The 23,034-nt window shown below is 61.3% G+C and carries 19 protein-coding genes and 2 tRNA genes; 12 read left to right on the forward strand and 9 right to left on the reverse strand.

Features of this window, described 5'->3' with window-relative positions; all coding sequences use genetic code 11:
• The first annotated feature begins 4 nt into the window (after positions 1 to 4).
• The 3 genes from I6E51_RS06500 to I6E51_RS06510 all read left to right on the forward strand — a co-directional run bounded on the left by I6E51_RS06500 (position 5) and on the right by I6E51_RS06510 (position 2,302).
• Positions 5 to 451 carry a hypothetical protein gene (locus I6E51_RS06500; RefSeq protein ID WP_197109761.1) on the forward strand — a complete coding sequence of 149 codons (447 nt, stop codon included), beginning with the start codon at positions 5 to 7 and terminating at the stop codon, positions 449 to 451.
• Between the two features lie 12 nt (positions 452 to 463).
• Positions 464 to 1,525 carry a hypothetical protein gene (locus I6E51_RS06505; protein ID WP_197109762.1) on the forward strand — a complete coding sequence of 354 codons (1,062 nt, stop codon included), beginning with the start codon at positions 464 to 466 and terminating at the stop codon, positions 1,523 to 1,525.
• Positions 1,526 to 1,669: 144 nt separating this feature from the next.
• A complete protein-coding gene (locus tag I6E51_RS06510) occupies positions 1,670 to 2,302 on the forward strand; it encodes a hypothetical protein (protein WP_197109763.1) in 633 nt (210 codons plus the stop codon).
• Positions 2,303 to 2,316: 14 nt separating this feature from the next.
• Here I6E51_RS06510 and I6E51_RS06515 read toward each other — a convergent pair whose 3' ends face one another.
• The 3 genes from I6E51_RS06515 to pepN form a co-directional block, all read right to left on the reverse strand.
• Positions 2,317 to 2,688, reverse strand: coding sequence for a globin (locus tag I6E51_RS06515; RefSeq protein ID WP_040800259.1), 372 nt, complete (start codon positions 2,686 to 2,688; stop codon positions 2,317 to 2,319).
• Between the two features lie 146 nt (positions 2,689 to 2,834).
• On the reverse strand, positions 2,835 to 3,824 hold the full coding sequence (locus I6E51_RS06520; protein WP_197109765.1) for a mechanosensitive ion channel family protein: 990 nt from the start codon (positions 3,822 to 3,824) through the stop codon (positions 2,835 to 2,837).
• A gap of 77 nt (positions 3,825 to 3,901) precedes the next feature.
• Positions 3,902 to 6,442 carry an aminopeptidase N gene (gene pepN, locus I6E51_RS06525; protein ID WP_197109766.1) on the reverse strand — a complete coding sequence of 847 codons (2,541 nt, stop codon included), beginning with the start codon at positions 6,440 to 6,442 and terminating at the stop codon, positions 3,902 to 3,904.
• A gap of 106 nt (positions 6,443 to 6,548) precedes the next feature.
• On the opposite strand from pepN, the gene I6E51_RS06530 reads away from it, so the two are divergent.
• The 3 genes from I6E51_RS06530 (at position 6,549) to I6E51_RS06540 (ending at position 9,636) form a co-directional block, all read left to right on the forward strand.
• A complete protein-coding gene (locus I6E51_RS06530; protein ID WP_197105941.1) occupies positions 6,549 to 7,037 on the forward strand; it encodes a ribose-5-phosphate isomerase in 489 nt (162 codons plus the stop codon).
• Positions 7,037 to 8,092, forward strand: a complete 1,056-nt coding sequence (locus I6E51_RS06535) for an Fpg/Nei family DNA glycosylase (RefSeq protein WP_197109767.1) — start codon at positions 7,037 to 7,039, stop codon at positions 8,090 to 8,092. The genes I6E51_RS06530 and I6E51_RS06535 overlap by 1 nt, the downstream gene beginning before the upstream one ends.
• Before the next feature lie 71 nt (positions 8,093 to 8,163).
• On the forward strand, positions 8,164 to 9,636 hold the full coding sequence (locus I6E51_RS06540) for an amidohydrolase (protein ID WP_197109768.1): 1,473 nt from the start codon (positions 8,164 to 8,166) through the stop codon (positions 9,634 to 9,636).
• 52 nt (positions 9,637 to 9,688) lie between these two features.
• Here I6E51_RS06540 and I6E51_RS06545 read toward each other — a convergent pair whose 3' ends face one another.
• Positions 9,689 to 10,177 (reverse strand): Dps family protein, encoded by a 489-nt coding sequence (locus I6E51_RS06545; protein WP_197109769.1) that lies wholly within the window; start codon positions 10,175 to 10,177, stop codon positions 9,689 to 9,691.
• A 264-nt stretch (positions 10,178 to 10,441) separates the two neighbouring features.
• On the opposite strand from I6E51_RS06545, the gene I6E51_RS06550 reads away from it, so the two are divergent.
• Both I6E51_RS06550 and I6E51_RS06555 read left to right on the forward strand, forming a co-directional pair.
• Positions 10,442 to 11,812 (forward strand): sensor histidine kinase, encoded by a 1,371-nt coding sequence (locus tag I6E51_RS06550; RefSeq protein WP_197109770.1) that lies wholly within the window; start codon positions 10,442 to 10,444, stop codon positions 11,810 to 11,812.
• 10 nt (positions 11,813 to 11,822) lie between these two features.
• Positions 11,823 to 12,470 carry a response regulator transcription factor gene (locus I6E51_RS06555; protein ID WP_231599675.1) on the forward strand — a complete coding sequence of 216 codons (648 nt, stop codon included), beginning with the start codon at positions 11,823 to 11,825 and terminating at the stop codon, positions 12,468 to 12,470.
• Between the two features lie 17 nt (positions 12,471 to 12,487).
• Here I6E51_RS06555 and I6E51_RS06560 read toward each other — a convergent pair whose 3' ends face one another.
• Positions 12,488 to 17,788 carry an SCO7613 C-terminal domain-containing membrane protein gene (locus I6E51_RS06560; protein WP_197109771.1) on the reverse strand — a complete coding sequence of 1,767 codons (5,301 nt, stop codon included), beginning with the start codon at positions 17,786 to 17,788 and terminating at the stop codon, positions 12,488 to 12,490.
• 175 nt (positions 17,789 to 17,963) lie between these two features.
• Positions 17,964 to 18,149, reverse strand: coding sequence for a DUF2510 domain-containing protein (locus I6E51_RS06565; protein WP_197105935.1), 186 nt, complete (start codon positions 18,147 to 18,149; stop codon positions 17,964 to 17,966).
• Between the two features lie 187 nt (positions 18,150 to 18,336).
• On the opposite strand from I6E51_RS06565, the gene I6E51_RS06570 reads away from it, so the two are divergent.
• Positions 18,337 to 18,510 (forward strand): hypothetical protein, encoded by a 174-nt coding sequence (locus I6E51_RS06570; protein WP_197105934.1) that lies wholly within the window; start codon positions 18,337 to 18,339, stop codon positions 18,508 to 18,510.
• Between the two features lie 66 nt (positions 18,511 to 18,576).
• Positions 18,577 to 19,428 carry an alpha/beta hydrolase fold domain-containing protein gene (locus tag I6E51_RS06575; protein WP_231599676.1) on the forward strand — a complete coding sequence of 284 codons (852 nt, stop codon included), beginning with the start codon at positions 18,577 to 18,579 and terminating at the stop codon, positions 19,426 to 19,428.
• 109 nt (positions 19,429 to 19,537) lie between these two features.
• Here the strand turns inward: I6E51_RS06575 and I6E51_RS06580 are convergent.
• A tRNA-Gly gene (locus I6E51_RS06580) sits at positions 19,538 to 19,611 on the reverse strand.
• Between the two features lie 257 nt (positions 19,612 to 19,868).
• Here I6E51_RS06580 and I6E51_RS06585 point away from each other — a divergent pair.
• Together I6E51_RS06585 and tig are read left to right on the forward strand one after the other, a co-directional pair.
• Positions 19,869 to 19,942 (forward strand) — tRNA-Pro (locus I6E51_RS06585).
• 35 nt (positions 19,943 to 19,977) lie between these two features.
• On the forward strand, positions 19,978 to 21,318 hold the full coding sequence (gene tig, locus I6E51_RS06590; RefSeq protein WP_197109773.1) for a trigger factor: 1,341 nt from the start codon (positions 19,978 to 19,980) through the stop codon (positions 21,316 to 21,318).
• Positions 21,319 to 21,394: 76 nt separating this feature from the next.
• Here tig and I6E51_RS06595 read toward each other — a convergent pair whose 3' ends face one another.
• Together I6E51_RS06595 and I6E51_RS06600 are read right to left on the reverse strand one after the other, a co-directional pair.
• Positions 21,395 to 22,351, reverse strand: coding sequence for a nucleoside hydrolase (locus I6E51_RS06595; protein WP_231599677.1), 957 nt, complete (start codon positions 22,349 to 22,351; stop codon positions 21,395 to 21,397).
• A 95-nt stretch (positions 22,352 to 22,446) separates the two neighbouring features.
• A complete protein-coding gene (locus I6E51_RS06600; protein WP_197109774.1) occupies positions 22,447 to 22,935 on the reverse strand; it encodes a tetratricopeptide repeat protein in 489 nt (162 codons plus the stop codon).
• Positions 22,936 to 23,034: the final 99 nt, after the last annotated feature.

Here is a 23,034-nt window from a genome sequence, read left to right on the forward strand (position 1 = left end):
GCACATGAGTTCTCCTACTAAGAACACCGCCGGGGTCGGCATCGTCAAACCCAGCGCGCTCGCACCCAGTGGCGGCTGGCGCTCAGGAGCCGGGCAACTGGCGTTCTGGCTTATCGCCAGTGTCGGAACGATCGTGCTCTGTGTCGCGTGGTTCTGGTACGGGTTGTCGTTCTCCGAAGAGATGACCGAGCAGTGCAAGTCGGTTGCCGCGAACTCATCCATGGCCGGGTTTGGGCTAGCCTTCGGCGCAGTCCCGCTCGTCATCATCCATGTGCTGACGCTGGTGCCCATGCTGGTGATCGGCGCGATGTACTACTCGAAACGAACTAGCGGTGTCGCGCTCGCCGTGGTGGTCGTTGTGGCCGCGAGTGGGTTTGGGATCATCGTGAACGAACTGCTCTGGGAAGGACAACTCTTCACCATGTCTGCGGCGAGTTCCGGATGCTTGTAAGAGGGAGTGAACGTGGAGTTCAGTGATTTGAGCGCCGCTGATGCGGAACTGTATCGGGCGGTCATTGAGGAAGATGGCCCGATTCGGTTAGCCGAATTAGCACAGCTGCTGCGCGCAGACGGGATGGATCTTGACCAGTTTGATGGCTCGATGGAGAGTCTTGTCCCGTTGTGGTCTTGGTTCATTGATTTTGCCCGGGCCGACTTCCCGGGTGTTCCCGATGATGCACGGTCCCGGCTGGCAATAGTTGAGGAGTCGGACCGCAGTACCTCGAGAGCGCGGTATGCGTCAGAGTTTCTAATGCATTACATCTTTAAAGTGGCGAGGGGATACCTCACCGAGGTGCGTTGGGTAGTCGAGACCAGACAGAACATGATGAGTACCCACGAAACACACGCGCAATTCACAATGGACTCAGGCAAAAGCATCCCGTTCGACCTCGGCTTGTGGTGCGAACAAACGGCGTTGGCATTGATTTTGGGTCACGCGACGGTTATCCCTCCAGACTCTCTCTTGAATCGTGCGCGGAAGAATGTATTCAATTTCGGTCTAGCTATGAATGAGCGCATCCGCAATACTCCACGCTCGGGGGTTTCGGTTCTGGAAGGTTTGGGCGAACCGGGGCCGCGTCGACCACCGCTAACTCTCGTTTCGGTCGCGGAGAGTTTTGAGCTAAACACTGCGGAAAGCAGCGACGACGAGCCGGTCGGTGACGAGCTCATCTTGGCGGCGCCGGACACTGATGTAGAGAACTTGGAAAACGCTCGTTCGCTCGACGCTGGAGCGGTTGCTAAGACGTTAACCAGTTTGGGGTTCGTCACTAGCGAGGGAGAGTCGATCACCGCGGCAGTCATCCTCGCTGAGGAGATGGCTGAGTTCATGCGTGCGGATCATGAGGTTGCCGTATTCGCGACTGCTGCGTACGGCGGCCGACTGCGGGCCGTTCATGTCGACTCGATCAACCCCACAAAAGCTCAGTGGCAAGCGGTCATGACTGCGCTGCAGACGCTCGCATCATCGCTCAACGCGAAGCTTGCGCGCGAAGATGAGTTTGATTTCTTCGAAGACGAGTAGACGGGGCGGGTAGCCGCGCGCTTACTCTTCAAACGTGTTGACCATGGCGTGCGCGGCACGGTCGAGGTATGCCCAGATTTCGGCGTCGTAGAGCGGCGGTAATTCGACCTAGGGTCGCCCTGTCGCCACGGTATCGTGCTCAGCATGAGAACCCTGCCGAAAACGGTTAGCACCGAGCACGGGCCGAGCGTCGAAGGCGCCGGGCCTGAACTTCTCGCCGAATTGCTCGCAGAATTCGAGAGAGAACTGCGCGTAGTAGGTGCGCCGACGAATCTTTTCAACCCCGGGTTGAATGCGGGCGATGTCGAACGGCAGCTTGAACCTCGGGTCCGGGCTGTCCCGCCAGAGTTACTCACCTGGTTCGAGTGGCACAACGGGGAACACCCCAGCTCGCCAGACACCGCACCACGGGTTTTTTGGAGTGGACACACCTTCTGGGATATTGCGGGAGTCATTCGCTTGCAAGATCTGGACATTGGTGAAATCGCAGGCAACGAATTGGATTGGGATCCCAACTGGCTCAGGCTAACGGGGCGTTGGGATAACGGCATCGCAATTCAGTGCACAGACGCTGAGACGTTGCCGTTGGTCAGGATGGTTGCATTCGATACGAGAACCAACCCGGCCGATACTGACACCCAGCTCGTTTCGCTCTGCACGCCAATCGCCTGGTGGATCGACGCTGTACGAAGTGGTCACTACCGCTGGAGCGACGCCGGGTGGACCCGCTACTTCGAAATGATCCCGCGTGAAAGATCGTTCACCGGCTGGGTGTGAAGCGTACTCGCTAGCTACTCCTCAAACGTGTTGACCATGGCGTGCGCGGCACGGTCGAGGTACGCCCAGATTTCGGCGTCGTAGAGCGGCGGCAATTCGAGAGTATCGAGGGCGTTGCGCATGTGGTGCAACCAGCGGTCACGGGCATCCGGGTTCACCTTGAAGGGCATGTGGCGCATGCGCAGGCGAGGGTGTCCACGTTCCTGGCTGTACGTGTTCGGGCCGCCCCAATACTGTTCCAAGAAACCTGTCAGGCGCTGGATGGCACCCTCAAGATCGGGCTGCTCCGGGTACATCGGCAGCAGCACCTCGTCTGTCGCGACGCCAACGTAGAACTCGCGCACGAGCTTCTCGAACGTGTCGCGACCGCCGATGAGCTCCCACATCGAGTCGGCCGGAGCATCCGGAGTCACCGCCGGCTTCGCAATGATGCGAATCTTCGGGCGCTTCGCGGGTTCAGCAGCATTCCCAGGTTCGGCCGCATTCACGGGCTCAGTGACGCCCGCAGGCTCAGTCACGTTCTCTGCTTCGGTCATTTCTTGGGCTTCTCCTCGCCAAAGTTCAGCGGCACCGGACGAGTGCGCGGCGGACGCGCACCACGAACACTCGCAGCACCCTCGAACCCACTCAACACGATGGAGTTCAATGCGGGAAGTTTGACACCCGCCTCATCAAGTGACTTCTTCAAACGGCTTCGCAATTCACGAGCAACATCATCCTTCGTTGCGGATGCCGTCTTCACGACAAGACGAACGACAACGGCTTCATCCGAAATAGATTCAATGCCCCAAATCTCGGGCACCTCCAAGATGCGAGTAGCCCATTTGGGAGTCTTCGACAGATCGATCGCCGTCTGCAAAATGCGCTCCTGCACGGCATCCACATCCGATTCATACGGCACAGCAAGATCGATGATCACGCGCGCCCAACCCTGCGACATATTGCCCACGCGGGTGATCTCACCGTTGCGCACAAACCACAGGGTGCCGTTGACGTCGCGCACCTGCGTGGTTCGGATGTCGACCGACTCCACCACACCCACAGCGGGCCCGAGGTCAACAATGTCGCCAACGCCCAACTGATCCTCGGCCACCATAAAGAGACCGTTCAGCACGTCTTTGACGACGTTTTGGGCGCCGAAACCGAGCCCGGCACCGGTTGCGGCCGTGATGAGCGCGAAGGCGCCTGTGGCGTTCGGCGCGAAGAGGTCGAAGAGCAAGATCATCACGATGATCACAATGACGACAGTGACGATACTGGAAAGCACGCCGCCGAGGGTGCGCGTGCGCTGAACGACTCGAACCGCAGCCAGCGGCGAGGTCAGCAGAACCTGGGTGTCGTGAATGTTCTCTTTGTGTTTGACACCGTTGACGACGCGATCAACAACGCGCTTGATGACGAACAACAGCACGAAGCGCAGCAACCACGCGCCAACAATAATCGCGAGGCCGCGCAGCAGATGCAGGCTGCCGTCAATGGCGCCTAGGGCGGCCCACAGCCCATCCCACGAGAAATCTTCCATGCTCGGAGCCTAGCGAGTGACTTCTGTGTAGTCACCGCTAGGCCCCAGCATGCCCGCCGTGAGGCGGCTGAAAGGGGTTAGGAGTTGTCGCGAGCCTGAACTACCAGTGCACGCTCAACACCCGCAAGGTTCTCCACGATGATGCGGCGCAGGGCCGGAACATCGGGGTTCGCCTCGAGCCAAGCATTCGTAGCATCCACGAGTCCCTGGTTTGCTAGCGGTGCCGGGTAGAGGCCACGAAGAACCGTCTCGGCAATCGCGTAGCTGCGGTTGTTCCACACATCGTTGATCGCCTCGAAGTACGGAGCCACAAAAGCTTCCAGCACAGCGGGGTCGTTCACGTGGGTGTAGCCCATCGTCACGTTGCGCACGATCGCGTTCGGAGCCTTGTCACTCTTCACGAGCGAATCAAACGCAGCCTGCTTGCCCGCTTCGGTCGGGATCGTTGCGCGAACCCGAGCCGCAGCCTGCTGGCCGTTTGCCGTCTTGTCCTTGGCGAGAGCCTCATCCACGTCAGCATCACCAGCCGCACCGTTGAGCACGAGGCCCTCCAGAAGCTCCCAGCTCAGGTCAGTGTCAATTTCGAGACCCTCGAGCGTGGTCGAACCGCTCAACAGGGCGCGAAGCACCGTGACGTGCTGTTCAGTGGATGCCACATTCGCGAAGTACTTCACGAACTGGAACTGAGCATCCGACCCAGCCTCAGCGCTCTGAGCGAGAGCCCAGAGCGTGTCGCCGATCTTCTCAACCGTGGCGGCACGACGCTCAGGAGCAACGTACTGCTTAGCAACCAGAACCAACTGCGCGAGCGTAGTGCGGATGGTGGTCGACTCGGTCTCCGACGCAATGTTGCCGAGAACCAGGGCAACATAATCGCTGGCCGGAGTCTCAGAATCACGAGCAGCATCCCACGCGGCACCCCACACGATGGCGCGAGCCAGCGGGTTAGTGATGTCCGAGAGGTGCTTCATAGCCACAGCAAGCGACGCGTCATCGAGACGGATCTTCGCGTAGGCGAGGTCGTCATCGTTGATCAGGATGAGGTCGGGGCGCTTCGTGCCCACGAGCTCAGGAACCTCGGTGCGCTCACCCTCAACATCGATCTCGATGCGGTGGTGGCGAACAAGCTTGCCGTCCTCCAACGAGTAGTAACCGATAGCGAGACGGTGCGGGCGAATCGTGGGGTAATCGTCGGCTGCGGTCTGAACGATTGCGAAGCTTTCGACGGTTCCGTCTTCAGCGGTCACCACATCCGGACGCAGCGTGTTCACGCCAGCGGTCTCAAGCCACAGCTTGCTCCACTCCATGAGCTCGCGGCCACTGGTCTTCTCCAGCTCAACGAGCAGATCCTTGAGCTCGGAGTTGCCGTAGGCGTGCTTCTTGAAGTACGCCGCAACGCCAGCCATGAACGCTTCGAGGCCAACCCAAGCAACGAGCTGCTTGAGAATCGAGCCACCCTTGGCGTAGGTGATGCCGTCGAAGTTGACGAGAACGTCATCGAGGTCGTTGATCGACGCGTAGACGGGGTGAGTCGACGGAAGCTGGTCCTGCTTGTAGGCCCAGCTCTTCTCCATGGCCGCGAACGTGGTCCACGCTTCGGTCCACTCGGTAGCTTCAGCGGTAGCGATGGTGGATGCCCACTCAGCGAACGATTCGTTGAGCCACAGGTCGTTCCACCACTTCATGGTCACGAGGTCGCCGAACCACATGTGAGCCAGCTCGTGCAAGATCGTGACGACGCGACGTTCCTTGATGGCGTCGGTCACCTTCGAACGGAACACGTAGGTCTCGGTGAATGTGACAGCGCCAGCGTTCTCCATGGCACCCGCGTTGAACTCGGGCACGAACAGCTGGTCGTACTTGGGGAAGGGGTACGGGTACTGGAAGTGCTTCTCGAAGTACTCGAAGCCCTGCTTGGTCTTCTCGAAAATGTAGTCAGCATCGAGGTACTCGCTCAGCGAAGCACGCGTGAAGATACCGAGGGGGATGACGCGGCCATCGCTCGAGGTGAGCTCGTCGCGAACCTCGACATACGGGCCAGCCACGATCGCGGTGATGTAGCTCGCCATGATCTGAGTGGGTGGGAACTCCCACGTGGCGTTCTCGCCATCCACGACAGGCTCAGGGGTTGGCGAGTTGCTGATCATGGCCCAGCGTGCCGGCGCGGTCACCGTGAACTGGAACGTGGCCTTGAGGTCAGGCTGCTCGAACACAGCGAACACGCGACGCGAGTCGGGCACCTCGAACTGCGAGTAGAGGTAAACCTCTTCGTCAACAGGGTCGACGAAGCGGTGCAGTCCCTCACCGGTGTTGGTGTATTCGGCATCCGCCACAACCTCAAGAACATTGTTCTCAGCAAGGTTGTCGAGCTGGATGCGCACACCATCGTTCACGGCAGCAACATCAAGAGCGGTGCCATTGAGCGTGACCGAGTGCACCGTGCGGGTGATCGAATCAATGAACGTGGATGCGCCAGCAGTGGCAGTAAAGCGAACAGTCGTGCTGCTCTTAAACGTCTCAGGACCAGTGGTGAGGTCAAGCGCAATCTCATAACTGTCTACGTTGACAATCGCTTTGCGTTCTTGCGCTTCAACTCGGGTGAGGTTCTCTCCGGGCACGTACAACTCCTTCGTCTTGGGGCGGTTTGTGACCGCACCCAACTAGCTTATGCCGCGCCCGCTGAATGTCGGCAATAGTGGATGATCGCGACCGTAGACTGGACAAATGCGCATCCATATCGCCACCGATCACGCTGGCCTCGAGTTCAGTGCCACCCTGCAGCAGCACCTCACCGATGCCGGCCACGAAGTGATCGATCACGGCCCCGTTCAGTACGACGCTCTCGACGATTACCCCGGATTCTGCATCGCCGCAGCCCGTGGTGTTGCCGCCGACCAGGCTGCCGGTGTCGAAGCGCTCGGTGTTGTCTTTGGTGGGTCGGGAAACGGTGAGCAGATCGCCGCCAACAAGGTTGTGGGCATCCGCGCCGCTCTCGTGTGGAACGACTCGACCGCCGCTCTGGCCCGCCAGCACAACGACGCCAACGTCATCTCCATCGGCGCCCGTCAGCACACCGTCGACGAAGCCACGCGCTTCATCGACCTCTTCATTGCCGAGCCCTTCTCGGGCGACGAGCGCCACGCCCGCCGCATCGCTCAGCTTGCCGAGTACGAGACGACAGGCGCCATCGCCGCGCACCCCTTCGACGACTAATGCCTGAGGGGCATTCCGTACATCGCATTGCGCGCCAGTTCGCGCTGCACTTCGTCGGCAAAACCGTCGCGGTGTCCTCACCGCAAGGTCGCTTTGCTGCGGGAGCCGAACGCATCGATGGGTTGCGGATGCTCAGCGCCAAAGCCGTCGGCAAGCAGATGTTCCTCGAATTCGAGCACGACCGTTGGCTGCGCGTGCACCTCGGGCTCTACGGAGCGTGGGATTTCGCGGGCAACTTCACCGCCGACGCGACTACCGCATCCGCTGCCGGTCGCATGGGGCAGACCAACCAGCATGGCACCGTTGTTGATGATGCTGACGCTGGGTCCGGGGCTGTCGAGATGAGCAGCGCTGCGGCTGGTGCCGGCAACTCGGTCGTGGGGGAGCACGAAGACTCGCTCGCGAGCATCGGCGCCCCGCGACGCACCCGCTTGCGGATGTCGGAGCAAGAGAAAGCGACCGACACGGTTTCAGAGTTCCCGCCCGAGCCCATCGGCGCCGTGCGCGTTCGCCTCCTGACCGACACGACGTGTGCCGACCTGCGCGGGCCAACCGCGTGCGAAGTGCTGAACCCCGACGAAGTCCAAGTCGCGCTCAACAAGCTCGGGCCCGACCCCTTGGTCGACGACAATGGCGAGGCCGAAGAACGCTTTGTGGCAACCGTTCGCAAGAAGCAGACGGCTATCGGCATCCAACTCATGGATCAGTCGATCGTCAGCGGCATCGGCAACGTCTACCGTGCCGAGATTTTGTTCCGCGCCCGCCTCGATCCGCACACACCGGGCAAGCTCATCCCCGAAGAACTGGTGCGCGAACTCTGGCGCGACTGGGCCCACCTGCTCGAAATCGGTGTGCGTACCGGCCAGATGATGACAATGGATGGGCTCACCGGCGACGACTACACGGCCGCGCTCGCGAGCCGGGATGACCGTCACTGGGTGTATCACCGCGAAGGACTGCCGTGCCGTGTGTGTGGCACGAACATCGCGATGGAACTCGCCTCGGCCCGCAAGCTGTACTGGTGCCCCAGCTGCCAAGCACTACTGGGTAGCTAAAGTGCGTCACCGCTCTAACTGCGCGTACGCTAGCTCAGAACTAGCCGCAGAAATGACAAGGGCACTACCGAGTGAAACTGACTAACGCGCGCATCGTCGGCGACGATGCCTCCGCCCTGGTCGATGTCACCCTCACCGAGGGACGCATCTCCGCTATCGAGCCCCACGCGCAGTCGGCGGATGCCGCTGGCGACGTTGCTGCGGGCCACGACGCTGCCCACGACACTGTCGATCTCGACGGCCGCTGGATCATGCCCGGCCTCTGGGACCAGCACGTGCATTCCAGCATGTGGGCGCAGCAATCGCAGCGCCTTGATCTCAGCCACACGACTTCGGCCACCGAGGTTGCCGTCACTCTCGCCACTTCGGTGCTCCCACAGTCCGACGGCATCATCGTGGGGCAAGGCTTCCGCGACGCCCTCTGGCCCGACCAGCCCACTCGCGCCCTGCTCGACTCGGCCGTTTCCGACATCGCCGTCGTGCTCGTCAGCGGCGACCTGCACTCCTGCTGGCTCAACAGCCTCGCCCTCGAACGCTTCGGTTTTTACGACCACCCGACCGGGTTCCTGCGCGAAGAAGAAGCCTTCGCTGTCGGAAGCGCGCTCAGCCGAGTGGAACCCGACATTCTTGATGGGTGGATCCGTGACGGGGCTGCGGAAGCGGCATCCCGTGGCGTCGTCGGAATCGTCGATCTCGAAATGACGTGGGAGTTCGAGAACTGGCAGCGCCGCATGCTCGAAGGATTCGATCTGTTTCGCGTGCGCGTTGGCGTTTATCCGCGCTTCCTGGAACGCGCCATCTTCGAAGGCCTCGCCACCGGGCAACAGTTGGCGCCACTGCTCGAAGTCGGGCCGTTCAAGATCATCACTGACGGTTCGCTCAACACCCGCACCGCGTACTGCGTCGAGCATTACCCGGGCGAACCACACAACAGGGGAGTGCTCAATATCCCCGCTGACGAACTCGTCGAGTGGATCCGCACCGCCAGCGGCGCCGGTTTGTCGCCCGCCGTGCACGCCATCGGCGACGACGCCAACACGCTCGCCCTCAACGCTTTTGAAATCGTCGGATGCCGTGGCCGCATCGAGCACGCCCAGTCACTTTCTGAATCGGACTTGCCTCGCTTCGCGGCTCTCGGAATCGCAGCAAGCGTGCAGCCCGAACACGCCATGGATGACCGCGATGTTGCCGACGCTCTCTGGCCCGGACGCAACCACCGCACGATCGCGCTGCGTTCCATGCTCGATGCCGGCATCGAACTTCTGATGGGATCGGATGCTCCGGTCGCCCCGCTTGACCCGTGGGCAGCGATCGCGTCGGCTGTGAGCCGCAGCCGCGATGGGCGGGAGCCGTGGTACCCCGAACAGCGCATCACCGTAGCCGAAGCTCTCAAGGCCTCAGTGCAGTCGACCATCGCCGTGGGCGAAGTGGCGGACATTGTCGTGACACGCAAAAACCCGCTCGACTGCAGCGGTGAAGAACTGCGATCGATGCGGGTTGACGCGACGATTCTGGATGGGCGCTTCACTCACAACCAGCTGTAGCTACGACGAATCGGAGGCTCAACTAGTCGCGGTGAAGCGACCGCCAGAGAAGTTACTTGGTGGCGAGGTGAGCGAAGAGGAACCAGCGGTCCTTCTCTAGCCCACGAGCGATCTCGATGGCGACGTCTTCGCTGACCTTGTCGAGCTCACCGAGCTCGTCAACGGCGGTGCGGACGGTCACGAGAGTCGCGTCGATCGCGGCGATAACCTGCGCGATGACCTCGTCGGACTGCTGGAAGCCTGCGGTCATGCTCGGAGTCGTTGCCTTGGTGCCGACGGTCTGCGTGCGAGCGTCAATCGGAAGTCCGAGAGCGACTACGCGCTCTGCTGCGGTGTCAGCCCACTCGCGGGCGTGGTCGACGATGACGTCGAGAAGTTCGTGTACTGCCTGGAAGTTGACACCGCGAACGTGCCAGTGAGCCTGCTTGCCGTCAATCGACAGGGCCGTGAGGTCGGTGACGACCGGGCCGAGGAACTGGGCAACACCCGAGGTGACATCAGGGTCTGCTGAGGTCTGCGGAACTGCTTTAATTTCGGTCATTGTGTGCTCCTTCGTTGTTCTACAGGTACAACGCTACGTCGGCGCAAAAAATTCGCAAGCAAGCTGAGGCAACGCTAACCCGCTGCAACACGCGGTTTCCAACAGTGCCGAATGGATGCCAGTCTGCAACGCCGAGCTCGCTCACGGGGGATATCCCCACTGCCGTTTTGTGTGCATCCACGCTGGGGAGTATTTCTGGTTTTCGCGATTCTGTAGGAGACGAACATCCGCCCCGCCAATGCGCGAGACTAAAGCGAGAGACTTATGACTACAGACACTGTGACGAAGCCCCGAAACCCCTATTGGCAGCTGTGGCGCACCACTCCAAAAGAGGTGCTCTATCTGATCCTCGGATTCCCGATTGCGATAACCGGATTCGGCGTGGCAATCTCGCTTGTCGCTACCGGGATCGGCACACTCGCGGTCTTTCTTATCGGGTTCTTTGTCATGATTTTGGCGTTGTATGTTGGCCGCGGCTTCGGGCTGGCCCATGTCAACCTTCTGGAATGGACTGGCCGGGCCCGGCTAGAGCGCCCGGATTGGCAAGACGACCGAGCCGCTACAGGTTTCGGCGGCTGGCTCGCTGCGACGCTTGGCAACGCCCACTACTGGCTGTACCTGCTGCACACCACAATTCTTGGCTTCATTCTCACGATCATCACGTGGACGATCTCCTTCGTGTGGCTCACCGTCGGACTTACCGGAATCTTCGCGTGGGCCCTCGATGGTGAAGTGCAGACGGGCGACCCCGACTGGTCGATCGGCGAGTGGTCCTTCGGCCTCTTCGGGGTCAACACCGCCGGTTGGAACCCTGTAGTCGCCGATAACATCGTTGCGTTCGTCATCGGCCTCATCTTCATCGCCACCCTCCCGTTCGTCACTCGCGGCCTCGTTCTGACCCAGTGGTGGCTTGCCCGCGGAACCCTCACCGCCTTCAAGTCGGATGGTCTTCGCCGCGAAGTGCAGTCCCTCGAAGAGTCGCGTGGCGCTGCCCTCTCGGCAGAAGGTCACTCGCTTCGCCGGCTGGAGCGTGACATCCACGACGGCCCGCAGCAGCGTCTCGTGCGACTGCAGATGGATCTCGCGGCTGCTGAACGCCAGCTCGACACCAATCCAGACAAGGCTCGCCAGTTGCTCACGGAAGCCCAAGCACAGTCGGCTGAAGCGCTCGAAGAACTGCGGGCTCTGTCACGCGGGTTCGCACCGCCACTTTTGCTCGACCGTGGCCTCGTTGCAGCCCTTGAATCAGTAGCCGCGCGCGCAGCCGTGCCAACGACGCTCACCTCCGAGCTTCCGACCTCGCTCGTTCTTCCAGACGAAGTCGAGCGTGCGTCGTACTTCGTTGTCGCTGAATTGCTCACCAACGTCGCCAAGCACGCTCACGCTGGCCATGCCTCCGTTCGGCTTCTCACCGAGCAATCGGATGGCCGTCCCTGGCTCCTCGTTCAGGTCACGGATGACGGCCAGGGCGGCGCCGCGGTGCTCGCCGACCACGGTCTTGCTGGCATCGAAGAACGTGTTCGCGGTGTCGGCGGACGCCTTGAGATCGAGAGCCCCACTGGTGGGCCAACGACGGTAGCGGCGCGGCTGCCTTTGCCCAAACTGAGTGCAGATCGGGCGCCCGTTGACCTCTAGTCTTAAGCGCATGAACCCTTTGCGCGTTGCTGTTGCTGATGATTCGGTACTGCTGCGCGAAGGGCTCGTGCGTGTGCTCGTCGAAGCCGGCTTCGATGTTGTCGGTGCGTTTGGGGACGCGGATGAGCTGCTCGCGAACCTCGACGACTGTGCTCCCGATCTTGTGGTGCTCGACGTGCGCATGCCGCCGACGTTTCGGGATGAGGGAGTGCGCGCCGCCATTCGCTTGCGTGAATTGCGGCCCCAGATCGGCATCCTCTTGCTCTCGCAGTATGTCGAGGTTGTGTATGCGCAAGAGCTCTTGTCGTCAGGTCGCGGCGGGGTCGGCTACCTCTTGAAGGATCGCGTTGCGTCTCTGGACGAGTTGCAGGATGCGGTGGAGCGGATTTCTGCCGGCAGCACGGTGCTCGATCCCGAGGTTGTTGCTCAACTCGTCGGTCGCCGTCAAGATCCCTTGATGTCGTTGACTCCGCGTGAGCACGAAGTCATGACGCTCGTGGCCGAGGGGCGCACGAATGCGGCCATCGCTAAGCAGCTCGTCATCGGTGTTGGCGCGGTCGAAAAGAACGTGACGGCAATTTTTCAGAAGCTGAATCTCGAAGATTCGGGCAGCGACCACCGCCGCGTTCTCGCGGTGCTCACCTGGTTGCAGCGCTAGCGTCGCCTTCTTTCTGCTTAGCGAAGTGCGCTGAATTTGGTGTTGAGCGTCTTGAGATCGCGGATGCGCCGCTCGAGCGTAATGCCGAGGAACAACACGATCGCGCCACCGACTACAGCCCACAGCCACCACGAGGTCAGCTGGTAGAAGCTGATGAGCGCGGGAGCAAAAGTGTGCGACGCGTGAATGAGAACGACAACGGTGGCAATGATGAGGGGCGCTTTGAGCTTCAGCCATGCTCCGAGCACGATGATCGTCACGCCGACGATTCCGAGAGCAACAATGCGCCACTGAGTTCCCGCGCTATCGGTGTCCACAAACGTCGCGATGAGACTGGGGGCTAGCAGCACAACGAGGCCGCCGCTAAGCCACTGCATGCTGCGCGCATCCGGATCGCTCACCATCCGCAGCCCTCCGTGGGCGAGCAGAGCCACCCCGAGAAGCACAGACACCCACTCGAGTGGCTCCACGAGCGTTCCGAAGTACCCGATCACGCCGAGGATGCTGGCGAGAATGAAGGCGAGGTAGCTCATGCGGTGGGTAAGCGGTCGCGTAGAGGCACGAGCCGCGAGCACGAGAAGAACGCTGCCGAGTGCGACCAGGCTAATGATGCGAACGGCGTCGACCGACGCGTTTCGCTGGTCTGTGCCGAGCAACGTCAGGATTTCCATCCCATAAAGCAGCACGAGGGCACTGCCGAGCAGCACTTCGCTCATGGTTGCCCACCCCGGGCGGTTCTCGTCACGAGAGAATCCACTCGCAGCGGCACCGAAGCTGGCGAGAGCCAGTAGCGCAACCGCGACCAGCAGACCGGAGTCGAGTTCAGGCAACAGACCTCTGTTTTCAGACAGCAGGATGAACGCCCGTGATGCAGTCGCGAGAATGAGCCCGGATGCGGACGCAATGATTGCGACGCCCCAGAAGTCGATGAGCTCGCTGCGTGGCTCCACGAAGGCGGCAGCCACTAAGAGAGCTCCGCAGAGCCCCGCGATGATGAGGGTGCGGAGTCCGTTGCCGTCTGCAGCATTGAGCGCGAGGGGAAGCACCGCAATGAGCAGGCCGACGAGAGCGATCGCCGGTGCCGAAGCTAGCCGCGCCCCTCTCAGCTCTGCGCGTGCAATCAGTATCGAGAGGGCGATCACGACGGCGCTGAGAGGCAGAACGTACGCTTCAAGAGCGTCGACGCGGGCCTGATCGAGTCGAAGCCACAGTGCCCACGTGCCAAAGGCCACCGCAGCCCACACCACGTGGCGGCGAAGTGATGCAGACCCGAACACTCCGTCAGTCGAAATGGCACTGAGTAGCAGCGCGACCGACACAAACAACACGATCAGCCATGGAGTGCTCTGTGGCTCGAGAACCGCACTCACCGTCGTGATTGCGGCAACCGTAAGAGCACTGATCTCACTTGCTCGACGAACAGCGCTGCGGTGATCCCGCAGTCGCAGAATCATGCTGAATGCAGCGACGAGCACTGCTGCCGTTGCGGGAGCGAGTTCGATCACGACTGCCGAGAGCTCGATCATTCTGGCAGTGCTATCGAACAGCCAGGCGGTCGCGGGGGCGAGAGCTGCCGCTGCGGCAATGTTCTCGGGCACAAACGTGTGTGCGCCTCGAGCGAAAATGGTGAAGCTCAACGCCACGACGAGGAGCGCAGCACCCAGCGTATTGATGACGGCTACATCGAGCATGAAAGGAGCGGTGACTCCTGATCCGCCGACGACGTTTGCGTTCCAGAAGTGTGCTCCGGCGAATGCGATTGCGCCGAAGCCTGTCCACCAGAGTGCTTGTGGTTCGAGCATCGCGACCTCACGCGATCGAATAATTAGTTCCCGTGCGATCATCCCGAAACCAAGGATGGCGGCGATCAGCCAGAACTCGAGGTACTGCACGACGCCCAGGGCGTAGGTCGCGAGTGCAATGAACGACGCGAGGGTGAACGCAAGGTAGGTCACGTGGGGGGTGAGAGGCGGCGTCGCGAAGCGCGCGCCCACAACGAGAAGCACCGCGCCAAGAGCGACTAAGGCAAGGACCCGGATATCGGTGAGCGGTGTCGACGAAGTAGACGGGTCAATCACGATGATGCCTTCAACCACATACAGCAGTGTCACGGCGGCGCCGAGCAGCACAGGCCCCGACCGCTGCCACAGGGTGGAGTGCGAGACACGCGCGAAACCGGCGGAGGCGAGTCCGAAACTCGCGATCGTCATGAGGGCTACAGCCCCGATGAGCCACACTTCTGCTTCGGGCAGCGCGCTCGGTGCGGCGGTCACGGAGTAGAGAACGCGCGCTGCTGTGGCGGTGATGAGTCCCGTGGCTGAGGCGACAACGGCGATTCCCCAGAAACTGAGCAACGACTCGCGCGGCGCAATGAACGACGCGGCAATCAGGAGCGCCGCACACAGGGCGGAGATGACGAGGGTGCTGGTGCCTGAGCCACTTGCGGAGTTCAGCGCGAGCGGCACAACGGCGATAAGCAGTCCAGCGAGAGCGATGAACGCTCCAGAGCGCAGGCGGGATTCGCGTAGTTCTGCTCTGGCCGTAAAGATGGCGATTGCCACCACAACCGCGGCAAGCGGCAGTACGTAGGCCTCGAGCGCCTCGACTCGGTATTGCTCAAGGCGTAGCCACAAGGCCCACGTGGCGAATGCGACCGCACCCCAGATAACGAAGCGCCGTGGCGAAGCCGAGCCTACGATTCCGTCGGCGGAGATCGATGCCAGCAGAAGGGTGATCGAGACGAGAAGCGCGATCAGCCAGTGTGTCTCGTGGGGCTGAAGAATTGCATTCGCTGTGGTGAACAGTGCAACGGTGAGCGCGCTGAGTTCAGCGATGCGTCGCACGAATGTGTGTCGGCCCCGCACACGCAGGGCCATCGTGAGCGCTCCGACGAGAACGGATGCCGTGGCCGGCGCTAACTCGATCGCTATAGCGCCGAGACCAGCGGTACGGCTCGCACTATCGAGTGCCCACACCACCGCGGGCGCGAGCGCCGCAGCGGCAACGAAGCTTTCGATCGAGCGCCCTGTCGTTGCACTCGTTGCGCTCGCAGCATTCGTAGCGCCCGTATTCGCTGATGCTCGGGCAACTAGCGCGGTGTTGTTCAGCATCGTGACGATAAGCACTGCGACGAACAGCACAGAGACGAGCAGGCTGATGGTTATGAGGCTCAGGGCGAGTGGTGCATTCGTGAAAGGGGCCCCGCTGCCTGTTGCTACCCAAAGAATGGTCCCCGCAACTGCGGTGCCGACAATCCCTATCCACCACAGAACCTGTCGTTCGAGGGCGGTCACTTCGCGGGTGCGGGGCCAGAGCGATCGCGCGCTGATGACGACGGCAAGAACGGAGACGGTCATCCACGATTCGAGCGGATGGGGATCGAGGGGAGTGAGTGCGAATTGCAGCTGTTCTCCCACGCCCGCGGCCGCGAGCAACAGCACGAGCATCGTCAAGCCCAGCATCGTCGTGCGAACTGACACAACGGTCACGAGGTAGCGGGCGGCAAAGAGCACGGCCGCTGTGCCGAGGCTGGCGAGAAGCCACGTTCCGTAGCTGGACCATCCTGAACCGAACGCAAGCGCTAGCGGTGTGAAGCCGCCCAGGGCAAGAATGATTGTGCTGAGGCGCAGTCCGGGGCGGCGGCGTTGGCTCACACCTATTGCCACGACAGCCAGTACAGCTAGCGCAAGCCACACCGCAACAGCGAGCAGCAGCGTTCCGGCCAGCGGCGCTGCTAGGGCGAGCGCGGCACCCGCGCTCGCGAGCAGCAGAGAGAGCCGACCGCGGAGTTGGCGCGTGGCCCACCACGCCAACGCCATAATCACTGGAACGCTGAGGAGGGCAAGCTGAGGCCAGCCGTTGTCGCTGATGGCGAACGGCGCGCTCGCCGCGGTAGTGCGGCGCAGGGACGTCTGAGAGAAATACTGCAGCGCTACAGAGAGCGACGCGCTCAGGGGCGCGATCAGCGCAATCGCGGTAATCGCCCACACGCCGAGCGATGCCCACAGGGTGGTACTCCGGCTTGTCGCGCCGAAGTGTCGCCCGCTCGCCTCGCTCAGCACCGCAAGAGTGGTGAGTGCAGCGGCAACGGAGAAGACCGCGATAGGGGAGTCGTTCGACAGGAGAGTCGACACTGCTGTCGCGATCGTGAGACCTGCGATCATCGCGAAAGTGTTGCGGATGATCGGATCGAAGGCCGCACGATGAGCCGCGACGCTGTGGATTGCCGCTACCGCGCCCAAGACGAGGAGCCAGATTCCCGTCGAGCGATTGCCAGCGAATTCTGACGAGACGAAAAGAGAGATGATTGCGCTGAAGAACCCGATCGAGAGCCCCAGGTAGGCGAAAACGAGCATGGTCGTGCGCTCTACTCGCCCAGAGTATTCTCCGTGCGCAGCTATGAGGTAGATGAGCGTCGCGGTGGTGAACGCCACCATGGGGAGCAGCACATTTGCCTCAGGGAACCGTCCGTCGGCCAAGCCGGCGACGACGAGGGCAGCTGCGGGCGGGAAAGCCACGAACGCCACCACATTGACGAGCCTGATTGTGCTCGCCCGATGCCACCACATGAATCCCAGCGCAGCGACGATCATCGCTGAGCCCCAGTACACGCGGCCGGCAGAGTCGCCGACGACAAGTAATTCATTCGCACGCACAGCGTAGATATCGAGCCCGACAAGCACGATCGCAAGTGCGGATAGCGCTTCAGCGGTAGCAGAGAGCCCACGCTTCTTCACCATGGTTGCCCCGACGATGCTGGCGATAGTGATGGTTGCGATGATCGCCGACCGCCAAATGAGCCCAAAGCTAATGAAGGCGTAGATAAGGAAGAAGATCGCGCCGACCGAGAGCAGCGACACTCCCACGATCAGCAGGATGACCTGGATGCCAGCGTGCGAGCGAGCAGCGGGGGCGTCGATCGTTGTCGGAGCTGTGGCTTCAGTGGTGGGTGGAACTGAAACGGGAGTCAGCATCGCGGAAGCGACCGGGGTGGGAGCAGCGATGGGCGTGGGCTGCGGGAACTGCGGATGCACCGGAGCCTCGATCGGAGCCGGCGTCTCCGGGGCCGCAACGGTGTGATCACTGGATTGCAACATGGCGGCCACGCGGGCGGCGCGTTGTGCTGCCGCAGCTTCGAGCGCAGCGTATTCGGCATCCCGAACTTCGTCACGAACGCGTTTGCGTTCGGCGGCGGTCTCGAAACGGATCTTGCCGATGAGCTCGAGCCGGGAATCGAGCAGAGCCGCGACGTCGAGTGATTCTTCGCGGAGAAGGGCGGCATCCGGGTGATTGAGATCAAGCCCACATTGTGAGCACACCGCGGAAGGCGGGAGCGTGACAAAACACGCCGGGCATCGCGAAGTATCTGTGAGGTCTAGCGGTCCACGGGGAAAAAGAACGTGACCGACGTGCTCTATAAACGAACGCGGTGCATCAACCATGTACTCGGGACTTCCTTTCGGGAGGAAGCCCCAGAGTATCGCTGACTAAAGCTTAAGAAGCGATAAGCCGCGAAAGTGTGGACTGATTGTGGTTGTAACCGTTCGCAGCCTGGATTTCGGGACGAGGCTTTTCGAGACGGTTAGTCCACGCCTTGCCGTCCCACCAGCGCAGCATGTGGCTGCCTGCGGGGTCCGGGTACCAGCCGAAGGGAGGAAGTTGGGTTGCAGTGTTAGACATCGGGGGAGTCCAAAGGTGCCCTGCCACGAGGGGCGATACGGGTGTGGCGTTCGATCCAGCCGCGGAGGATCAGTTCGGGGGTAACGGCTATCCCCAGTATAGGGGACACGCTAGAGCCCTGACAAGAGGTCACTTTCCGCGGCGAGGGTGACTTCGGAGTTCGAGTCTGCATGGGTAAGATAGAGCCGTGAATATCTTCGGTTTCGTAATCTCCTTCGTGCTCTTTGTGGGCGGCATCTACATGATGGGCGAAGCTTTCTACGTGGAGGGCCTTGAGTCGGTCGTATTCATCGGCGGCTTGCTTGTTTCCACGGCGGGCGTCTTCATTCCCATTCACGTCATGAAGCGCGTCGACAGCTAGCGCACAATGGCGAGCCTTCTTAGCCGGCTCGCTCCACTTGCGTTGACCCTGCGAGGGTCAAAACGCATGTTTAGCGATCCAGAGCGCACTCTCGCGCGGATCGCTGAGCTTCGAAAGCATCCAGTTTCGTTTGATCCACCGGCATCAATCTCCCGGCACGTAAATGTTTCGTCTCACGATGTTGGCGGCTGGCCCGTGTTTACGATTGCGCCGAAGACGCCATCGAACGCTGGTCATGTTGTCTACCTTCACGGTGGGTCGTACGTGTTCCAGATCAATCCGCTGCACTGGAAGTTCATCGCCCGCCTAGTTCGAGCAACGGGAACCACCTTTACGGTTCCGATCATGCCGCTGGCACCGGAGGGGCGCGCTGCGGTCGTAGTCGACCGCGCAGCAACGATCGTTCAGTCGATTGTCCAAGACGTCGGTGCCGAGAACGTCAGCATCATGGGGGATTCCTCGGGCGGCGGGATGACGATGGCGGTGTCAATGGAGCTGCGCGATCGCAAGCTTCCGCCGCTTCACGCGATAGTGCTCATCGCACCCTGGCTCGACATCAGCGGCACGGATCCGATGCTCGCAGAGATTGCACCGCACGACCCGTGGCTTGCTGTTCCCGGCACCCATGCGGCTGGGGCTCTCTATCGCGCCGAGCTCGACGAAAGCGATTGGCGGGTCAGTCCCATCCATGGCGATCTCAGCGGACTGGGGCCGATCACCCTTTTCACGGGCACACGCGATCTTGTGCACGCGGATGCGCTGCGCCTTCGTGAGCGCGCACAGCACGAAGGCATCGCCCTCGACTTCCACGTTGGCGAGGGCATGATCCACGATTACCCACTCTTACCGATTCCTGAAGCAGCGCACGCCCGCAGGATCGTTGAACGAGCAATCGTGTGCGGTGGCTCGACGGTGTGACGAGCTAAGACCAACACGCTACGCATCCAGCCATGGATGGCGCAGCCGGATGCTGTGCGTCAGTTAACGAACGAAGGCCACCTCAACCGAGGTGGCCTTCGTTCTGTAGTGGAGGGGATACGGAGAATCGAACTCCGGTCATCAGTTTGGAAGACTGAGGCTTTACCATTAAGCTACATCCCCACTTGGCACCCGATCATGCTGTGCACCGAGGAATACTGTACCCGAAACCTAGCAAAGTGCGAAGTCGAGATCGCTGCCCGCGTAATCTGCCCCATATTTGCTGGGTTCTGGCCCCGTAAATGCTGCAAGCGCGGCCCGAAAAACATTGATCTTGGTATCTCGTCAACATTCGGTGCGCGCTCAGGCTAGACTTGCCGAGGTCAAATTTGTACCGGCATTTCTACGTGATGCCATGACCGTAAGACAGCACGGCGCCCCGGGGCGTAGCTCAGCTTGGTAGAGCGCTCGGTTTGGGACCGAGAGGTCGCAGGTTCGAATCCTGTCGCCCCGACGAAATACACCATCGAATTACAGGAGATCCACGACGTGAAGACAACCGTTGAGAAACTGAGCCCGACCCGCGTCAAGCTCAACATCTCGGTCACCCCCGAAGAACTCAAGCCGAGCATCGATCACGCGTATGGCCACATCGCCTCGCAGATCAACATCCCCGGCTTCCGCAAGGGAAAGGTTCCGCCGCAGCTGGTAGACCAGCGTGTCGGCCGCGAAGAGATCCTGAACCACGCGGTCAGCGACGGACTTGACGGTTTCTACCGCCAGGCAGTTACCGAAGAAGAGATTCGCGTTCTCGGTCGCCCCGAGGCAGACATTGTCACGTGGCCCGAGGTCAAAGACTTCAGCGGAGACCTCGTTCTCGCTATTGAGGTAGACGTTCGCCCCGAGTTCGACATGCCCGCCTACGACGAGCTCACCCTCACGGTTGAAGAAGTCAAGGTTTCGGCAGACGACGTCAAGGACGAGCTCGACACCTTGCGTGCCCGCTTCGGCACGCTCGTCACCGTCGAACGCCCCGCCACGAAGGGCGACTTCGCTCAGCTCGACCTCGTCGCCAAGATTGGCGAGACCGAGGTTGACTCCGCAACCAGCATTTCCTACGAGCTCGGCTCGGGTGAACTGATCGAAGGCATCGACGAGGCACTTGACTCGCTCAGCGCCGGCGAATCGACCACCTTCGAGTCCGTACTGCTCGGTGGCGACCACGAGGGTGAAACCGCTGTAATCAGCGTGTCGCTTCTCACCGTCAAGGAGCGCGAGCTTCCCGAAGCAGACGACGACTTCGCTCAGATGGCTAGCGAGTTCGACACCATCAAGGAACTCAAGGCAGACCTCAAGGAGCAGATCAAGCGCTCCAAGTCGTTCGGCCAGGGTGCAGAAGCTCGTGACCAGATCGTTGACGAGCTGCTCAAGAGCGTTGAGATCCCCGTTCCCGAGAAGCTCGTTGAAGACGAAGTTCACCGTCACCTCGAGAACGAGAACCGCCTCGAAGACGACGAGCACCGCGCCGAGGTCGTTATCGCTAGCGAGAAGACCTTCCGTTCGCAGATTCTGCTCGACTCCATCGTTGAGTCCGAAGAGATCAAGGTCAGCCAAGAAGAGCTCACCTCGTACCTCGTGCAGGGCGCACAGCAGTACGGCATGGAGCCCGGCGAGTTCATCCAGATCCTGGACAAGAACGGCCAGATCCCGGCCATGGTTGCTGAGGTCGCTCGCAGCAAGGCTCTCGCAGTCGTGCTCAGCAAGGCCAAGGTCGTTGACACCAAGGGCAAGTCGGTAGACGTTTCGGCATTCACCGCCGTAGCAAACGCCGAGCCCGTTGAGGAAGCTCCCGAGGTTGCTTCAGTAGAAGCAGCAGACGACGAGTCCTAAAACACTTCGCTTAACCCTCACGGCCAACTAGTTATCTAGTTGGCCGTGAGGTCGTTAACGGGCTGTTTCGCTTGAACTACCGTGTGATGGTGTCGAGGAAGAGCTTCGCGTAACGTGCGCTATCGATCCCGAGCGCCACATCAATTCGGCGGAAAAGGGGATCTCCGGCTCCGGCCTGGTCGTGGCCGGCCGTGCGATGATCCACGACCGTTTGTCCGCGAGTGAGAGGATCAGCCAGGCTCACTCGCACCGGCAGATGTGCGGTGCTGAGTCCCTCCGGGTCGATCGCGGCGCACACCGCGCCCGCATCGCCAATATCGCCGTGTCCATCACCGGCGACGCGCACCTCACTGCCTTTTACCGTGACCAGATGCTGCAGCAGGCGCCCAGCGAGCTGCGTTCCGGGTTCGGAACTGGCGGCGAGCCGAACGATGTCCTCAGGCGGGATCGTCACGGCATAGAACACATCCAAGCCATACATGGTGATGGGGGCACCAGAGGTCAACACGATTTCGGCTGCCTCGGGATCGTGCCACGTATTGAATTCGGCAACCGCAGTGGCATTACCGACAGAGGCTGAACCTCCCATGAAGACGATCCGCTCCACGTTGTCTAACACTTCTGGGTACAGGCGCACGAGAAGCGCAATGTTGGTCATCGGCGCAAGCGGCACGAGCGTTACCGGGGTCGGGCTCGCCAATATTTCTCGACGCAGCAGTTCAACCGCGTGCAGTGGCACGACAGTGCGCGGCGACTCGGGCAAACCGAGGTCGCCAAGACCGTCAGCGCCGTGCACGTGAGCCGCTGAATGAGCCTCCGAGAGCAGCGGACGGTGAGCGCCTGCCGCAACCGGAATATCTCCCGCGCCCGCAGCATCCAAGACCGTCAGAGTGTTGCGCACCACCTGTTCGAGGCTCGCATTGCCGGCGACGCACGTGACAGCCCGCAGATTGACTCCCGGATGCCGCACCGCCAACAGGAGCGCGAGCGCGTCATCAATGCCGGTATCAACGTCGAGAATCATTTGCTGCATTCGGCAATGCTAATGGTCGCAGGGAGCCTGCCGACGCTGAGGCGACTGAGGGGAGTGGGGCGCCGTAGTGCTGCCGTGGCAAGCGCTGAGTGACGTTACTCGGCCACCAGCTCCGCTGCGTAGCCGCGCACCGAACGCTGATAGATCGGCAAATAGTTCGCCAATGCCATCAGTGCAACCGAAGCCCCCAGGGTGGGATCGCCGCGAGTGGTGAGGGCAAGGGCGAGAAATGCGGCGGTTGGCCCCGTCCACTCATCATCGGGATGCTCGTGCAACTGCTGCTCGAGCAAAGCAATCGACTCATCGACGCGATTGAGATTCCGCAGCGTACTCGCCAACTGGATGACCGCGCGTGGCCGCAGGGCGGCATCCAACCCATTGTTAAGAGCACTGCGGTACAGCGGCTCTGCCTCAGTCTCACGCCCGGCATAGTCGCGGGCGCCCGCTGCCTCGAACAACGCCTCAGCGTCGTCAAGGGCACGTTCAGCAACGAGCTCATCAATTGCTGCGACAACATCTCCCTCGGCCATAGTGGCGGCGTGGGCCCAAATATCTGCGATTCGATCGCGCCAAGTCTGCTGCATTTGGCGAGCCTACAAGCAGCCTCCGGCGACGCGGTACTTTGCCTAGGGCGAACACGCCAGAATAGCGGCGCGTACTCGGATAGATTCGTATCACGCGAT

The sequence above is a fragment of the Salinibacterium sp. NSLL17 genome (assembly GCF_015864935.1).
Taxonomy (GTDB): Bacteria; Actinomycetota; Actinomycetes; order Actinomycetales; family Microbacteriaceae; genus Rhodoglobus.

Bases quoted from the DNA above. Each gene is read 5' to 3' on its own strand.
- I6E51_RS06595 (WP_231599677.1), bottom strand. From the start codon at position 22,351: ATGCAGCAAATGATTCTCGACGTTGATACCGGCATTGATGACGCGCTC.
- I6E51_RS06555 (WP_231599675.1), top strand. From the start codon at position 11,823: ATGAACCCTTTGCGCGTTGCTGTTGCTGATGATTCGGTACTGCTGCGC.
- I6E51_RS06515 (WP_040800259.1), bottom strand. From the start codon at position 2,688: ATGTGGGAGCTCATCGGCGGTCGCGACACGTTCGAGAAGCTCGTGCGC.
- I6E51_RS06510 (WP_197109763.1), top strand. From the start codon at position 1,670: ATGAGAACCCTGCCGAAAACGGTTAGCACCGAGCACGGGCCGAGCGTC.
- I6E51_RS06550 (WP_197109770.1), top strand. From the start codon at position 10,442: ATGACTACAGACACTGTGACGAAGCCCCGAAACCCCTATTGGCAGCTG.
- I6E51_RS06600 (WP_197109774.1), bottom strand. From the start codon at position 22,935: ATGCAGCAGACTTGGCGCGATCGAATCGCAGATATTTGGGCCCACGCC.
- I6E51_RS06575 (WP_231599676.1), top strand. From the start codon at position 18,577: ATGTTTAGCGATCCAGAGCGCACTCTCGCGCGGATCGCTGAGCTTCGA.
- I6E51_RS06535 (WP_197109767.1), top strand. From the start codon at position 7,037: ATGCCTGAGGGGCATTCCGTACATCGCATTGCGCGCCAGTTCGCGCTG.
- I6E51_RS06545 (WP_197109769.1), bottom strand. From the start codon at position 10,177: ATGACCGAAATTAAAGCAGTTCCGCAGACCTCAGCAGACCCTGATGTC.
- I6E51_RS06520 (WP_197109765.1), bottom strand. From the start codon at position 3,824: ATGGAAGATTTCTCGTGGGATGGGCTGTGGGCCGCCCTAGGCGCCATT.
- I6E51_RS06500 (WP_197109761.1), top strand. From the start codon at position 5: ATGAGTTCTCCTACTAAGAACACCGCCGGGGTCGGCATCGTCAAACCC.
- I6E51_RS06530 (WP_197105941.1), top strand. From the start codon at position 6,549: ATGCGCATCCATATCGCCACCGATCACGCTGGCCTCGAGTTCAGTGCC.
- I6E51_RS06565 (WP_197105935.1), bottom strand. From the start codon at position 18,149: ATGTCTAACACTGCAACCCAACTTCCTCCCTTCGGCTGGTACCCGGAC.